This is a genomic window from Pseudomonas gingeri, from assembly GCF_013386115.1.
Lineage (GTDB): Bacteria > Pseudomonadota > Gammaproteobacteria > Pseudomonadales > Pseudomonadaceae > Aquipseudomonas > Aquipseudomonas gingeri.
In genome coordinates this window covers 413,696-429,203 of record NZ_JACAOR010000001.1, presented here as the reverse complement: position 1 = coordinate 429,203, position 15,508 = coordinate 413,696, and the positions used below count along the sequence as shown (strand labels likewise).

Genomic DNA, 15,508 nt, shown 5'->3' with positions numbered 1-15,508 from the left:
GCACGACCGGGACCCTCACCATGCCAGGCTCACGCTCGACATTACCGCGACACCTGCAGCAGGTGATCGAGACCCTTCCCCACGACGAAGTGCGGGTCAATCCCCATGCGCCTTTGGCTGAGGTCGAGGCCCTGCGCTGGGTGCAGCGTTTCCGCCTGGCCAGGGGGGATGAAGCACTCGAGCGCTTCAAGCGGATCAAGTGCGGCGCATTCGCCGGGCATACCTATCCCCACGCTCCGCCAGAAAAGGTAATCCTGGGTGCGCAATTGATCGGCTGGTTATTTCTCTTCGACGACCAATATGGCGAGGGCCAGGAGGCCATCACGATGGCACGGGTTTTCGACAGTTGCATGGAAACCCTCAGGACCGGGCAACCGCCTCTCCTTGAGCCTTTGCCATTCCACGGCGCATTGGCGGACCTGAACGCACGTTTTTCAGCACTGGGCCAACCTCTTTGGCAAAGGCTGTTCGCGCAGAGCATGGGGGCCTATTTCAGCAGTTGCCTGTTTGAACTGCCCTACCGCCAATCGGGGCTCTGCCCGACCCTGGACGCTTATATCCGACTACGCACCTGGTCCATCGGCGCACTCCCGGTGTTTGATCTGATCCTGCTGGAAATGAACCCTCTGCCCTTGCCGCTTCGCGCGCCGCTGATCGCGTTCCGCGAACACTGCGCACAACTGACCGCTTGGGTCAACGATCTGCACTCGTACACCAAGGAGACCGCCAGTCACGACCCGCTGAATCTGGTGGCGGTGCTCCAGCAGGAACGGCAGCTGCTCCTGGAGGATGCGTTCCTCGCCGCGGTCGATCTGTATCGACAAGGCCTGGCGACCATGTCCGACCTGGCTCGGAGCATCCAGGCTTCGCCTCATTGCACCCCGCAGGAAAAGACCCTGGTCCAAGGCACCATCGACTGGGTGCATGGCAATACCGCCTGGACCCGCCTATCCGGCCGTTACTATCCCCAAGGCCATCAGGAGTCCTGATCATGCCGCAACGTCTTGCTCTCCTGGGAGCCACTGGCTCCATCGGCGACAGCACCCTGGACCTGGTGGCGCGGCATCCCGAGCACTTTTCCGTGTTCGCCCTGACCGCGCATCACAATATCGACAAGCTGTGCCGGCTGTGCCTGGCCTTCAGGCCCGAGGTCGCCGTCGTTGCCGATGAAGCCGCGGCCGCGCGCCTGTCGGCGTGGCTGCTGGCGCTGGGACAGGACACCGAGGTGCTGCATGGGCCGCAGGCGCTGGTCGACGTGGCCCGGGCCAGTCAATGCGACACCGTGGTCGCAGCCATTGTCGGTGGCGCCGGGTTGGCCCCGACGCTGGCCGCCGCCAAGGCCGGCAAGCGCATCCTCCTGGCCAACAAGGAAGCGCTGGTGATGTCCGGCGCGCTGTTGATGGCGAGTGTCGCCGCGTCGACAGCGCAACTGCTGCCGGTCGACAGCGAACACAATGCCATCTTCCAATGCCTGTCGAGCCACCCCGAAGTCCGTCCCGAACGCCTGATCCTCACCGCTTCCGGCGGGCCTTTCCTGACCCGGCCGCTGGAAACCCTGGACAGCGTCACCCCCGACCAGGCCTGCGCCCATCCGAAGTGGCGCATGGGGCACAAGATCTCGGTGGACTGCGCGACCATGATGAACAAGGGGCTGGAGGTGATCGAGGCGCGCTGGCTGTTCGCTATGCCCGCCGAGCGGATCGAGGTGCTGATTCATCCGCAAAGCATCGTGCACTCGATGGTGGTGTATGCCGACCAGTCGGTACTGGCGCAACTGGGCAATCCCGATATGCGCACGCCTATCGCCCAGGCCCTGGCCTATCCACGGCGTATCGACTCCGGCGTCGATTCGCTGGACCTGACGCGTTGCGAGCCGCTGGTCTTTGCCCGCCCGGACCTGGTGCGATTCCCCTGCCTGCGCCTGGCCCTGGAGGTGGCGCGGGACGGTTGTGCACTCAGCGTGGTGCTCAATGCCGCCAATGAAGTGGCGGTGGCGGCCTTTCTCGCGGGAGCCCTGACCTTCAACGATATCACCCGCGTGGTCTCGCAAACCCTGGAACAGACCGCCTCGGTGGCCAGCGACAGCCTCGAGGCCATCGAGGACACCGACCGTCAGGCACGTGCCCGCGCGACGCAGCTGTCAGGCCTGCCACCAGCGCGGTAGCAACTGGCGGACCCCGGCCTCGGCGAAACGGTCGTCGATCAGCATCACCACGCCGTGATCCTGCTGGCTGCGGATCACCCGCCCCGCCGCCTGCACGACTTTCTGCAGCCCGGGGTACAGGTAGGTGTAGTCATACCCGGAGCCGAACAGCGCCGCCATGCGCTGCTTGATCTGTTCATTGACCGGATTCAGTTGCGGCAGGCCCAGGGTCGCGATAAAGGCGCCGATCAGGCGCTGGCCGGGCAAGTCGATGCCCTCGCCGAAGGCCCCGCCCAGTACCGCGAAGCCGATGCCCTGGCTGTGTTCGGTGAATTGTTCGAGAAAGGCCTGGCGCTGGCCCTCCTCCATGCGCCGTTCCTGTTGCCAGAGCGCAATCCTTGGATGCCGCTCGGCCAGCAACTGCACCACCTGCTGCAGGTAGTCGAAGCTGCTGAAGAACGCCAGGTAGTTACCGGGGCGTTGCGCGAACTGCCCGGCCAGCAACTCGACGATGGGCGCCAGGGAGGCCTGGCGATGGACGAAGCGCGTGGATATCTCGCTGACGACCCGCAGTTCAAGCTGCTCGCGCCGGAACGGTGACTCGACATCGATCCATGCGGTATCGGCCGGCAGCCCCAGCAGGTCGGCGTAGTAATGCCTGGGGCTCAGGGTCGCGGAAAACAGCACGCTGCTGCGGGCGGCGGTCAGCCGTGGGCGGATGAAGGCGGCCGGCACGACATTGCGCAGGCACAGCTGCGACAGGCGTCGCCGGCCGTGCTCACGCAGGCTGATATCGAAAATGAAATGCTCGTCGAACAGCTCCCCGACCCGGGTGAATTGCAGGAGGTCGAAGTAGAACGCCTGGAGTTCGGCGTCCACCCCTTGGGGGTGTTCGTTGAGGTAGTCGCCCATGGCCGAGATACACAGGGACATCGCCTGCAGCAGCCGGGTCGGAGCCTGGGCACTGGCCTGGTAGATCGCGACCTGCTCCTTGTGCAGGGCATTCCACTCGCGGTTGAGCCGTTGCAGCGATTTCTTCAGGGGTTCCGGCGCGTTCTGACGCAACTGGCCGAGGTGGTACTGGTCCAGGCTGGCGCTGTACATCTGGCGCCCGCGCTCCACCAGGTTGTGCGCCTCGTCCACCAGCGTCGCCACCCGCCACTGGTTGGCCTGGGCCAGGCCGAACAGCAGTGCGCTGAAGTCGAAGTAGTAGTTGTAGTCGGCGACCACCCAGTCGGCCCAGCGCGCCATTTCCTGGCTCAGGTAATACGGGCAGATGCCGTGGGCCAGGGCGATCTCCCGCAGGGCCTGGCGATCGAGCAGCGCCACGGCGGCCGCGGCCTGGCGCGCGGCCGGCAAACGATCGTAGAAACCCCGCGCCAGTGGGCAGGCATCACCATGACAGGCCTTGTCCGGATGTTCACAGGCCTTGTCCCGGGCCACCAGTTCCAGCACCCGCAGCGGCAGGCCGGGACTGCTGTCGTGCAGGACCCGCGCCGCATCGAGGGCGAGCTGGCGCCCCGGGGTCTTGGCCGTCAGGAAAAACACCTTGTCCAGTTGCTGTGGCGCCAGGGCCTTGAGCATGGGAAACAGCGTGCCGATGGTCTTGCCGATACCGGTCGGGGCCTGGGCCATCAGGCAGCGACCGGTACTCACCGCCTTGTACACCGTTTCCGCCAGGCTGCGCTGGCCGGGGCGGAAATCGCCATGGGGGAACGCCAGCGCCTGCGCCGCCTGGTCACGGGCACTGCGATGGGCCGTTTCCTGGTCGGCCCAGTGCAGGAACAGCGAGCATTGTCGCTCGAAAAAGACCTTGAGGTCGGCCGCCGTCCAGGTTTCGCGCAGCAGGGTCTCCTTTTCGCTGAGAATGTCGAAATACACCAGCGCCAGGTTGATTTCGGCCAACTGCAGGTGCTCGCAGGCCAGCCAGCCGTAGATCCGCGCCTGCGCCCAGTGCAACTGGCGATGGTTGGCCGGCTGGCTGGCGAGATCGCCGCGATAGGTCTTGATTTCCTCCAGCTGGTTTTGCGCCGGGTCATAGCCATCGGCCCGGCCCCTGACCCGCAGACCCAGGTAATGCCCTTCCAGCGCCAGTTCGGCCCGATAGCCCTCGCTGCGGCGCGCAGCCACGATGCGATGCCCGACGATGCCCTCCAGGGCGGTCGGCGACGGGGTGAAGCGCAGGTCCAGGTCGCCGGTCTTGGCGGTGAATTCGCACAGGGCGCGCACGGCAACGCTGTAGCTCAAGTGACCGGCTCCGACCATTGCACATGGCACACGGCGACCGGCATCTGGTGCTGGTGACAGAATTCCAGCCAGCGTAGCTGGTTGTCCTGCAGGCGATCGCCCGGCCCTTTCACCTCGATCATCCGATAGGTCTTCTGCGCCGGCCAGAACTGGATCAGGTCGGGCATGCCGGCACGGTTGGCCCTGATATCCAGCAGCAGGCGTTCGAACCAGTGTTTCAGGTGAATCGCCGGCAGGCATTCCAGGGCCTGCTCCAGCAACTCCTCGGTCAGCACGTTCCAGAAGACAAAGGGCGATTGCAGCCCCCATTTGGCGACAAAGGTGCTGCGAATGGTCTGTTTGTAGCGCTGGTCCGTCAGTTGCTCCAGGCATTGGGCAAACAGCTCGGCCCGACGCTGGTGGAAATCTTCGCTGTGCAGGTCGGCCGGCCCGCTCTGGAACGGATGGAAAAACGCGCCCGGCAGCGGCGCGAAGATCGCCGGCCAGCACAGCAGGCCGAACAATGAGTTGATCAGGGTATTTTCCACGAAGTACACCGGTGCCTGCGCTTCGTGCAGGTACCGGGCCACCCGTTGCTCGACCGACTCATCCGGTTCATGGACCAGGCTGAAATCCAGCCGTGTCACCGGCGTCGGCGCCTGGCGCGCCAGCGCCGGCAACCCGAGCCGGCGTCGCAGCCGTGGCAGGATCCGTTGCAGGTGCTGTTGTTCCTCGGCACTTTCCGGCGCCGCCTCGGCCGCGCCAGCCAGCGCCATGGCCTGCTCATGCTCTCCGAGGCGTTCCAGCACCCGGATGCTGCGCAGGCGCGCGCCGGGGTACTGGCACCCGCCGTAGATCGCCAGGGCGCCGGACAGATCCTCCAGGCGCTCGCTGTATTGTCCCAGCTGAAACAGCAGCTTGCCTCGCCGCCGCTCCAGCCAGGGGTTGTCGGTCTGCAACTGCCGGATATGCGCCAGCACCCGGGGAATCTCCACTCCCGCCTCCAGGGCCTCGCGGGCCGTATGCAGGTGCAGGTAGCCGTCCACGTCGGCACGGCTGCGCAAGCCACGGGACTCGGCGCAGAACTCGACCTTTTCATAGCTGAAGATGCCCAGGTCGGCCAGCACGAATTCCGACCAGTCCTGATAGAGATTGCCGAAGAACATCAGCCGCAGGCGGTCGCACAGCGCCATGACCTGCAGGCTGTAGAGCCGGTCGGGGAGTTGCGGGCACCACTGGGCAAACGACCGTTGCTCGTCGGCGAACCGCGCGGCAAGGGCCTCCCGCAGGTCACCCTTCCTGGCCCTGGGTTGCGTGATGACGGTCGCGAAGGCCTGCACGACCTCGGCCTTCTGCAATACCGCGAACAAGACGTCCAGCGTCAACGGGCTATCGTCGCGGACCCAACCCAGGGCCAGCAGGGGCAACACCGCCGCGTCGCTGCCGCCGATTTCCGCATAACTCAGCTTGCTGGCGCGAAAGTGCTCGCCCTTGCGCATCACCATGCGCACCAACAGCGCCCGGGAAGCCTTGGGCAAGCGCGAGAACTCGTCGATGAACGCCTGCTCCTGCCCGCTCAGCAGGTCGGCATAACGCTGGGCCAGCCAGTCGAGCACGCGCTGGAAGTTGTTCAGGTAATAAAACGGATCGTCGAGGGGCTGAGTTGTCACGGGCAGGAAGGACCACGGTTATCGAATGCTGGTTATGCATACAGATAACAGCCCTCCCCGCGCCTGGCAAACACAATTGGACAAAAGGCCTGTCGGGCGCCTAGGTCAGGGGCTCGACTCCAGGCGCAAGGCATCGGCCAACGTCCCCAGGGCCTGCTCCAGATGGCGATGACCGTTGGAAGTGGTGCTCAGGCGCAGGCAATCGCGGTGCAGCCCGTGCAGGCTGAATAATTCGCCGGGGGCCATGACGATCTTCTGCTCCAGCAAGCGCTCGAACACCTTGCGCATGTCCGTCGAGCGCGTGGCCCGCGCCCAGACGGTCGCACCGCCCTGGGGCGGGATGAAGTCCAGGCTGTCGGCCAGGCGCTCGCGCAACAGCTGGCTGACCTGCAGCATGCGTTCGTTGAGCAGCCGCCGCAGTGTGGCCAGGTGCTGGTCGATACGCCCGCTGCTGTACAGGCGGGCAATCGCCTTCTGCCGCGTCGGCGACATGCGGAACGAGCGCAGCAGGAAATGCCGCTGCAACTCTACGCCGAGATGCCGGGACAACAGGTAGCCGAATGGCGCTTCGCACCCCATGAAGCGCTCGAAACTGGCGAACACCAGCAGGCGATCCGGGTCGACCAGATCACGCATGCACACGCCCCCGGCCTGGAAGGCCAGTTCGCCATGGCTGTCGTTCTCCAGCAGCCAGACACCGAAATGCTCCAGCAACCGGGCGATCTGCTGGCGCTGCTCCAGGGGCATCAGGCTGCCGTGGGGCATATTGATCCGCGAAGACATCAGCAGCAGCTTGACCGACTGCGTGCGCAGCAGGTGTTCAAGTCCCGCCAGGTCAAAGGCGCCCTGCCCATCCAGGGGCAATTCGATTACATTCACCCCGCCGGCCTGCAACAACCGCAGGATCACCCAGTCGCAAGGCGACTCCACCAGGACCGTCGCCTGCTTCAGGGACAGCGCCGCCATCAGGGTTTCCAGCACACTGCGCAGGTCGGCGCCGATATAGACGTCGTCGGCATGCCAGTAGCGCTGTGCCGAGGTGGTGTAGCGCACCGCCAGTGCCGTGCGCAGCTCCAGTTCGCCAAACGGCTGGAACTGCGGCTGCTGCTGTCGGGGATACTGGCGCACCAGTTCCCGTTCCAGCAGCAACAGCGGATTGTCCAGCGACAACAGCAAGGCCGGTTCATCGCTGCCCAGCACCAGCGTGCCGGGGCGGCGCGAATGCACATACATCTGCTCCAGCAGGTCGGCACCGCCGCTGACGAACGCGTTGCTGGAAACCGGCAACGCGTAATAGCCCGACTTGGCCTGGGAATAGACCCGGCCCTCCTTCTCCAGCAAGGAGTAGGCGTACTGGATGGTCGAAATCGACACGTTCAGCCGTTCGGCCAGGTGCCGCAACGAGGGCAGCTTGACCCGGGCATCGGTTTCCACCTCGTTGATCAGGCTGACCAGGTAGCGGTAGACCGACTGATAGGCGAAGTCCGAGTGCTTGCGTCCTCTGACCGTTCGTGGAACCGCGCCGGGCTCGGTGGAGGTCGAACCGGGTTCGGAAGTTTCTGAAGCTATCAATACCAATCCTTTTAACGTCCCGACAGGACTTCTTTGCAGACTTCACCGTTGTCGGGATTGATGATGTCAACTCGGTGTTTATCCGGATCGCTGGCCCGCACCCGGGCAATCAGCGAGACAGCGGTGCTGAAATCGACCCGGGGCTTCTGATAGAGGTCCTGCAGCAGTTCGAGTGTCAGGCCGCTGACGTCGGTCAGCCATTGCTCGATCTGTTCGTTGCCCGGTTGCGCCGACAAGACCCGGTGCAGGTCGGGCAAAGCCACCAGCATGCCCGGATGGCAGTGGCGCAGGAAAATCTCCAGGCCACGCCCCTGGTTGACGAACGGCGCGAACAGCAGGCAGATCAGTTGTTCTTCGCGCAGGCCATAGGCTTCCTGGGCGTACACCCCGGCCAGGGCCCTGCGGTTGAGGAGTTTTTCCGGGGTGTCATAGGCGGCCACGGCCTGCTCGATCAGGCGCGTCGACATGAGTTTCTTGCGCATCATCACCACCGCCAGTTGCAGGTACTCGGTGATGCCCGCCTGGTAGCTCAGGCCCCGGACGTATTGCGCCTGCAAGCCGCGCATATGCGCCATGAGCAAGGGGTTGGCGCAATCCGACTCGCTGAAGTGGAAGGCCAGGTCGTCGAAGCGGAAACCGAGGAATTCGGTCAGCAACGGCCAGCGCTGCTCGATGTTGCTGCCCACCAGGTCATAGACGCTCAGCAGCATCGGCGTACTGGCGTGGCCGATGGCCGGTCCCGGCGGTTGCGCCGGGGTATCGCCGTAAAGCTCGCGATAATATTCCAGGCTCAGCTCGTTGCAGGTCCGCACGGCCTCGTCGAACTCCAGCGGACCCGCGCCCTGGCGGTTGCGGTCGGGACGTTCGGTCGAGCGCAGCAGCCAGGTCAGGTACTGCTTCTGCTCCCGGGGCGGGTCGCCGATGACCAGCGCACTGATGCCCTTGTCCCAGGCACTGGCACGCTCATGGAAATCCGCCATCGACAGGTAGCAGCTGTTGCAGAACGTCGCCCGGCCATCCCCTGCCGTCAGGTGGCCGTTCATCAGCAGGTTGCGCCGGTTGAGGTCGCGGTTGAGATCGGACATCGGCGTGCGATGGTGAAACGGGCGGACATGTTTATTGTCCACCATCAGCAGTTCCACGCGCGGGTCGTCATAGACGAACAGCGCGCAGTAGCCGCGATGGATATTGTTCATGACGGTGGCGGTCACGCCGGCATGACGCAGGGTGGCGATACGCAGGTTGAACGTGGCCGGCGAACGCCCGGCGATGCTCAACTGGGCGGCACGCAGGAAAGCCAGCGTATAACTGCTGTCCTTGCCGCCACCATGGGGCACCATGACCTTGAACTCACCGATACGCTCGATGCCGCCCGCGGCCACGATCAAGCGCTGGATCAACAACTGCAGTGCGATACGTTCGGCACGGCTGAAGTAACTCATCAACCGCTGTAGAACCTGTTGATATACATAGTTCATTGCCTGCTCGTGAATAGAGCTCATAGCCTTTACACCTGGATTGGGTTCAGTGTCGGGCAACCGGCGCTCGTCATTATCAACGCGTGCTATGTTCAGGAGCGTATTCGCCGTCCGCTATCGAACAGGTCGAACCACAACAAGAGTATTACCCCAGACCTGTAACATCCACAGCAAGGATAGGTGAGTGTGACCTGAGTCACTGATTGCCGGTCAACTTTGGGAGATCCTTGCGGCGATAAGAACTTCCTAGGAATGTTCTTACACTTACCTACAACTATTGATCACACAAACAAATTCAATGAGAAAGAGCCCCTCACCGTGAGCCCCCTTGTTTGCGCCAACTCCCCGCGAACGCCCTGACTGAAGCTTGTGCAACTGCATCGCACCGGTACAACAACTGAAACTCGACCATGACTCATTCCTTGAGCTGAAAGTTACCCGTTAATTATCAGTGCTTACAGGGCGATTAACAGATACAGAATTTGGAAAAAAACCGGTTCAGTTGGTGAAAGACTCAATTTCCACCGGCAACTTTCGTACAAAAAGTTCAATAATTTGTTGGACAAAATAAAAAGCCCCGTATCAGTCGACTGATACGGGGCTTGATGATTGCGCGGGTTGAATCAGGCGGGATCGACCTGCAATGCCACCCGTCCACGGCATGGACAAGCGTCCATGTAACGATGCGCCTCGACAAACTCGTCGAAAGGAAATGCGCGGATTTCCAGCGGCGGCAGGACACGGTCCGCCGTCAATTGGTTGATGTCCCGCAGTGCCCGTTGCACCGCTGCCTCGTCCTGGACAATGCCCAGTTCCGGCTTGCCGGTGAAGTTGCCGATGCAGTGCACGAAGAACTGGATGTTCTTCTGGAACGCCGCACAAGCCGGGAATGGCGTCTGGTTGCCACCCTGCAGGCCATAGAGCACCAGGCTGCCACGCGGCGCCAGGACATCGCCGAGCATCGACATCTGCGGCCCGCCGAGGCCGTCGAAGACCATGTCGACGCCACGACCGTCGGTGTACTTGTTGATCTGCATGAGCAGGTCCTGCTCTTCGGTGACGATGACTTTCTCGGCACCCAGGGCAATCAGGAAATCACGCTCTTCGGCAGTCTTGGTCGCGGCGATCACTTTCACGCCCAGGGCCTTGCCCAGTTGCACGAAGGACGGCCCGGCGCAATGGCTGGCGTCGGTGATCAGGGCAAACTGCCCCGGCTTGACCCGCGCCAGGTCAACATAGGCAAAATAGGCGATCAGCAACGGCGTGTAGTGGACACTGGCCTGGACCGGCGTCAGGACATCCGGGTAGCGGGTCAGGGCCGAACGCGGCAGGACGATCAGTTCACCGTATACCGGGTAGTCGTTGGGGCTCTGTGCCGGGAAGCTGGCGACCTTGTCACCGATCGACAGATCGTCCACGCCATCACCGACGGCCGTGACCACACCGGCCATTTCATGACCGATACCGGCCGGCAGGCGGGCATGGGACGACGCCAGGTTCTGCCGCCAGAGGACGTCATACCAGCTGATGCCAATCGCTTCGACACGCACCTGCACTTCGCCCGGTGCAGGCAGAGTGGCCGTATGCTCTTCGCATTTGAGCACCTCGGCCGGACCAAACTTGTGAAAACGGATCGTGCGTGACATCGCAAACCTCGCCAAATGAACCTCTAATGACACGAACTCTATCCGGGCTTTCCCCTGAAGACTATCCGTGCCCATTAATAGTCGACATGCCTGTCATTGATTGGGGGGGCATTGTACACAATGTCGGCAAGCGGGGCTGAAGACGGCAGGAAAGGCGGTTTTTTCCCGCAGAAAAAAAACCGGACCCCGGGTTTCAGCGGCTGCCATGGCCCTGACTCATAAAAGGAAAGTTCATTTTTCCAGTGCGAATCAGGCGCCTTTGCCCGTAAGATTCACCTCATTCGTTATTGACCGACCTGTGAAGCGAGCCCGATGAACCGTAACGACCTGCGCCGCGTCGATCTGAACCTGCTGATTGTCTTCGAAACCCTGATGCACGAACGGAGCGTAACCCGGGCGGCGGAAAAGCTGTTCCTCGGTCAGCCGGCCATCAGTGCGGCCTTGTCGCGCCTGCGCAGCCTGTTCGATGACCCGCTGTTCGTGCGCACCGGCCGCAGCATGGAGCCTTCGGCCCGCGCCGTGGAGATCTTCGCCCTGCTCTCGCCGGCGCTGGATTCGATTTCCACCGCGGTAAGCCGCGCATCCGAGTTCGACCCGGCGACCAGTACCTCGGTGTTTCGCATCGGCCTGTCCGACGACGTCGAGTTCGCCCTGCTGCCGCAGTTGCTCAAGCGCCTGCGGGCCGAAGCCCCGGGCATCGTGCTGGTGATCCGTCGCGTCAACTACCTGCTGATCCCGGCCAAGCTGGGTTCCGGCGAGATCTCCATCGGGGTCTGCTACACCACCGACCTGCCGGCCAACGCCAAGCGCAAGGTGCTGCGGCGCAGCTCGCCGAAACTGCTGCGCGCCGACAGCATGCCCGGCCCGCTGTCGCTGGACGACTTCTGTGCACGGCCTCATGCGCTGGTATCCTTTGCCGGCGACCTGAGCGGCTTTATCGATACCGAACTGGAAAAACTCGGGCGCAAGCGGCATGTGGTGCTCGCGGTCCCGCAATTCAACGGCCTGAGCACCCTGATCAGCGGCACCGACATCGTCGCCACCGTGCCGGACTACACCGCCGACGCCCTGACTGCCGCTGGCGGGGTGCGCGCCGAGGACCCGCCGTTGCCGGTGCAGAGTTTCGAACTGCACATGGCTTGGCGCGGTTCCCAGGACAACGACCCGGGCGAACGCTGGTTGCGCTCGCGGATCCAGATGTTCTGCGGGGATCCGGACAGTCTCTGACGCTAAGGTGCTCGCCCACCCATGGAGGATACGCATGACGATTCGCGCAGTGGTTTTCGATTTCGGCGGTGTCTTGTTCGACTGGAGTCCGCAGCACCTGTACCGCCAGCTGATCGCCGATGAACAGGAAAGGCAGTGGTTCCTGGACAATATCTGCACCCAGGAATGGAATACCGAGCAGGATGCCGGCCGCACGCTGGCCGAAGCCACCCGCACCCTGATTGCCCGACATCCGCGACACGAACCCCTGATCCGGGCCTATTACGACCGCTGGCACGAGATGTTGCGCGGGCCGCTGCCCGGCGGCGTGGCTATCCTGGAAGCCCTGCATGAGGCAGATATGCCATTGTTCGGCCTGACCAACTGGTCGGCGGAAACCTTTCCCTATGCCCGCGCCAACTATCCCTTCCTGCAGCGCTTCCGTGACATCGTGGTGTCGGGCGAAGTGAAGCAGATCAAGCCCGACGCGCGGATCTACCAGCTGAGCCTGGGTCAGGTTCGTGCGCATCTGCCGGATATCCAGCCGCGAGAGCTGGTGTTTATCGACGATGTCGCGACCAACGTCGAGGCCGCCATCGCCCTCGGCTGGCAAGGTATTCATCACGTGTCCGCAGACGCCACCCAACAGCGCCTGCGGGAACTGGGCGTGCAGTTCTGAAGCGATCCGTCAGGCGACACTGCCGATAAACGGCAATGCCAGATACAGCTTGATCACGATGGCATTGGCGATATCGATAAAAAACGCCCCGACCATGGGCACCACCAGGAAGGCGATCCGCGACGGGCCGTAGCGCTGGGTCACCGCCTGCATGTTGGCGATCGCCGTGGGCGTTGCCCCCAGGCCGAAGCCGCAGTGCCCGGCGGCCAGGGCCACGGCATCATAGTTGCGGCCCATCACGCGGAAGGTGACGAAGATGGCGAACAGCGCCATCAATACCGCCTGGGCCGTCAGCAGGATAAAGATCGGCAAGGCCAGCGCCGCCAGGTCCCAGAGTTTCAGCGACATCAGCGCAATGGCCAGGAACAGCGACAGGCTGACATTGCCCAGCACCGATACCTCGCGCTCGAAAACCTCATGCCAGCCCAGCGCCGACAGACCGTTGCGCAAGACCACGCCGACAAACAGCACACAGACGAACGTCGGCAATTCCAGGGCCGTGCCCTTGATCAGATCGCTGAGGAAGGTACCGGCCAACAGGCTGATGGCAATCAACGCCAGTGTCTCTATAAAGGAGCCCGGCGTGATCATCCGCTCGCGCTCGGGCTGCTCGAAGCCCTTCGGCACGCCCAGGACCGCCTTTTCCTGGGGCACCCCCTGGGTCTTTACGCGCTTGAGCAGCAACCTGGCCACCGGTCCCCCGATCAGGCCACCCAAGACCAGGCCGAAGGTCGCCGAGGCCATGGCCAGCTCCGCGGCGGACATCACGCGATATTGCTCGGCGAACACCGAACTCCAGGCCGCGCCGGTGCCGTGACCGCCCGACAAGGTGATGGAACCGGCCAGCAAGCCCATCAGCGGATCCAGGCCGAGCGCGGCGGCCAGTGACACGCCCAGGGCGTTCTGCACCACCAGCAAGCCGACGACCACCAACAGGAAAGTCCCGAGCACCCGCCCGCCTTTCTTCAGGCTGGTGAAATCGGCGTTGAGGCCAATGGTGGCGAAGAAAGCCAGCATCAACGGGGCCTGCAGCGAGGTATCGAAGCCCACCTTGAAGTCGAACGCTACCCGCAGGAGCAACAGCACCAGCGCCACCACCAGGCCGCCGGCAACGGGTTCGGGAATGTTGTAGGTGCGCAGGAAACCGACGCGGCTACAGAGTCCACGGCCCAGCAGCAACACCAGGGAAGCGGCCACCAGCGTGCCGTAGAAGTCGAGTTGAACCATATGGAGAATCCTCGGTAATTATTTTTGTCTGCCCCTGCCGCGGGCAAAGTCGGGCCCTCCCGACAACTCGCGTGTCGGGGTCTGAATCAGCATTTTCGTGTCGCTGAATTGTACTGACCCGTATCGCCAGCGATGTAGGCCGTGTTCCCATCCATCATCGGATAATTCTGAATATTCGGATCGGCCGGCGTAGGATCAGCGCCGTGACGCGCTGTTGCATTCCCGGCAACAGTGATTTGCGCTTTCTGTAATGGATAGGCTGCTAACGGAAGGCGCATGCTAGTGGGCTGGATTCGGTTTGATATCATTCCGGATGATAGTTACCTTCGCTTCATTCGATTCGTGTGCGATCAACGCCCACAGCATGATCCGCCCATCTCAATAGATTGGCGGACTCCCCCCATGGAACAGTCACTTAAACTTTTGCGCTTCCCCCTGGCTGCCCTGGCAGTCGTCGTGATGAGTGCCTGCGGCAAAGCGCCCGTGGCGGCAGGTGGTGCGATGCCGGCAACCAAGGTCAGCGTGGCCAAGGTCATCGAACAGCCCGTCAATGAATGGGACGAGTTCACCGGGCGCCTCGAAGCCCCGGAAACCGTGGAAATCCGCCCGCGGGTTTCCGGCCAGATCGATCAGGTGGCCTTCACCGAAGGTGCGCTGGTCAAGAAAGGCGACCTGCTGTTCCAGATAGACCCCCGCCCCTACCAGGCTGAAGTCCATCGCCTGGAAGCCCAACTGCAGCAGACCCGCGCCACCGCCAGCCGTACCGCCAACGAGGCCGAGCGTGGCAAGCGCCTGCTGACCAGCAACGCGATTTCCGCCGAACTGGCCGACACCCGCACCAGCACCGCCCAGGAATCCAAGGCCGCGGTCGATGCGACCCAGGCGCAACTGGACCTGGCTCGCCTGAACCTGAGCTTCACCCGCGTCACCGCGCCCATCAGCGGCCGTGTCAGCCGTGCCGAAATCACCGCCGGCAACATCGTCACCGCCGATGTCACGCCGTTGACCAGCGTGGTTTCCACCGACAAGGTCTACGCCTACTTCGACGCCGACGAGCGGGTCTACCTCAAGTACACCCAGCTAGCTCGCCAGGGCAAGCGTGGCGCTACCACCCCGGTCTACCTCGGTCTGTCCAATGAAACCGGCAACCCGCACCTGGGTCAGATGAACTTCGTCGACAACCAGGTCAACCCACGCACCGGCACCATCCGCGGTCGCGCCGTGTTCGACAACACCGACGGCAGCTTCACCCCCGGCCTGTACGCCCGCCTGAAGCTGGTCGGCAGCGGCACCTACGCCGCCGTGCTGATCAACGACGAAGCGGTCGGTACCGACCTGGGCAAGAAGTTCGTGCTGGTGATGGACGCCGACAAGAAGACCGCCTACCGCTCGGTCGAGCTGGGTCCGAAAATCGAAGGTCTGCGGATCGTGCGCAGCGGCCTGAACAAGGATGACACCGTCATCGTCAAAGGCCTGCAACGCGTGCGTCCGGGCTCGCCGGTGGATCCTGAAGTGATCCCGATGGCCAGCAAGGAAACCCTCGCCGCTCTGGCAGAACAACGACAAGCCCTGGAAGCCAGCAACCTGCAGCAGGTTGCGCCGGCCAAAGGCGCTCCGGCCCAGGCTAACAAGCTGGCCGCAGCGACTCCACGCGGTTAAGG

Annotated in this window: 11 protein-coding genes; 5 read left to right on the top strand and 6 right to left on the bottom strand. The window is 63.2% G+C overall.

Features of this window, described 5'->3' with window-relative positions:
• The first annotated feature begins 20 nt into the window (after positions 1-20).
• Together HX881_RS01880 and ispC are read left to right on the top strand one after the other, a co-directional pair.
• Positions 21-989 carry a terpene synthase family protein gene (locus tag HX881_RS01880; RefSeq protein WP_177082391.1) on the top strand — a complete coding sequence of 323 codons (969 nt, stop codon included), beginning with the start codon at positions 21-23 and terminating at the stop codon, positions 987-989.
• Between the two features lie 2 nt (positions 990-991).
• Positions 992-2,164 carry a 1-deoxy-D-xylulose-5-phosphate reductoisomerase gene (ispC, locus tag HX881_RS01875; protein WP_177082389.1) on the top strand — a complete coding sequence of 391 codons (1,173 nt, stop codon included), beginning with the start codon at positions 992-994 and terminating at the stop codon, positions 2,162-2,164.
• Here the strand turns inward: ispC and HX881_RS01870 are convergent.
• The 5 genes from HX881_RS01870 to HX881_RS01850 all read right to left on the bottom strand — a co-directional run bounded on the left by HX881_RS01870 (position 2,141) and on the right by HX881_RS01850 (position 10,735).
• The gene (locus HX881_RS01870) at positions 2,141-4,390 is read right to left on the bottom strand and encodes an ATP-dependent DNA helicase (protein WP_177082387.1); all 2,250 of its coding nucleotides are present in this window, start codon (positions 4,388-4,390) and stop codon (positions 2,141-2,143) included. The genes ispC and HX881_RS01870 overlap by 24 nt on opposite strands.
• Positions 4,387-6,039 (bottom strand): VRR-NUC domain-containing protein, encoded by a 1,653-nt coding sequence (locus HX881_RS01865; protein WP_177082385.1) that lies wholly within the window; start codon positions 6,037-6,039, stop codon positions 4,387-4,389. The genes HX881_RS01870 and HX881_RS01865 overlap by 4 nt, the downstream gene beginning before the upstream one ends.
• A 105-nt stretch (positions 6,040-6,144) precedes the next feature.
• Complete coding sequence (locus tag HX881_RS01860; RefSeq protein ID WP_177082383.1) at positions 6,145-7,611, bottom strand: aminotransferase-like domain-containing protein; 1,467 nt, start codon at positions 7,609-7,611, stop codon at positions 6,145-6,147.
• 11 nt (positions 7,612-7,622) lie between these two features.
• Complete coding sequence (locus tag HX881_RS01855; RefSeq protein WP_177082381.1) at positions 7,623-9,113, bottom strand: hypothetical protein; 1,491 nt, start codon at positions 9,111-9,113, stop codon at positions 7,623-7,625.
• 599 nt (positions 9,114-9,712) lie between these two features.
• A complete protein-coding gene (locus tag HX881_RS01850) occupies positions 9,713-10,735 on the bottom strand; it encodes a zinc-dependent alcohol dehydrogenase family protein (protein WP_017127248.1) in 1,023 nt (340 codons plus the stop codon).
• A 312-nt stretch (positions 10,736-11,047) separates the two neighbouring features.
• Between HX881_RS01850 and HX881_RS01845 the strand changes: the two genes are divergently transcribed.
• A complete protein-coding gene (locus HX881_RS01845) occupies positions 11,048-11,962 on the top strand; it encodes a LysR family transcriptional regulator (protein WP_017127249.1) in 915 nt (304 codons plus the stop codon).
• A gap of 34 nt (positions 11,963-11,996) precedes the next feature.
• Positions 11,997-12,620, top strand: a complete 624-nt coding sequence (locus HX881_RS01840) for an HAD family hydrolase (protein WP_177082379.1) — start codon at positions 11,997-11,999, stop codon at positions 12,618-12,620.
• A gap of 9 nt (positions 12,621-12,629) precedes the next feature.
• Here the strand turns inward: HX881_RS01840 and gltS are convergent, their stop codons facing one another.
• The gene (gene gltS, locus HX881_RS01835) at positions 12,630-13,847 is read right to left on the bottom strand and encodes a sodium/glutamate symporter (RefSeq protein WP_177082377.1); all 1,218 of its coding nucleotides are present in this window, start codon (positions 13,845-13,847) and stop codon (positions 12,630-12,632) included.
• Positions 13,848-14,249: 402 nt separating this feature from the next.
• On the opposite strand from gltS, the gene mexE reads away from it, so the two are divergent.
• Positions 14,250-15,506 (top strand): multidrug efflux RND transporter periplasmic adaptor subunit MexE, encoded by a 1,257-nt coding sequence (gene mexE, locus HX881_RS01830; protein WP_177082375.1) that lies wholly within the window; start codon positions 14,250-14,252, stop codon positions 15,504-15,506.
• The last annotated feature ends 2 nt before the right edge of the window (positions 15,507-15,508 follow it).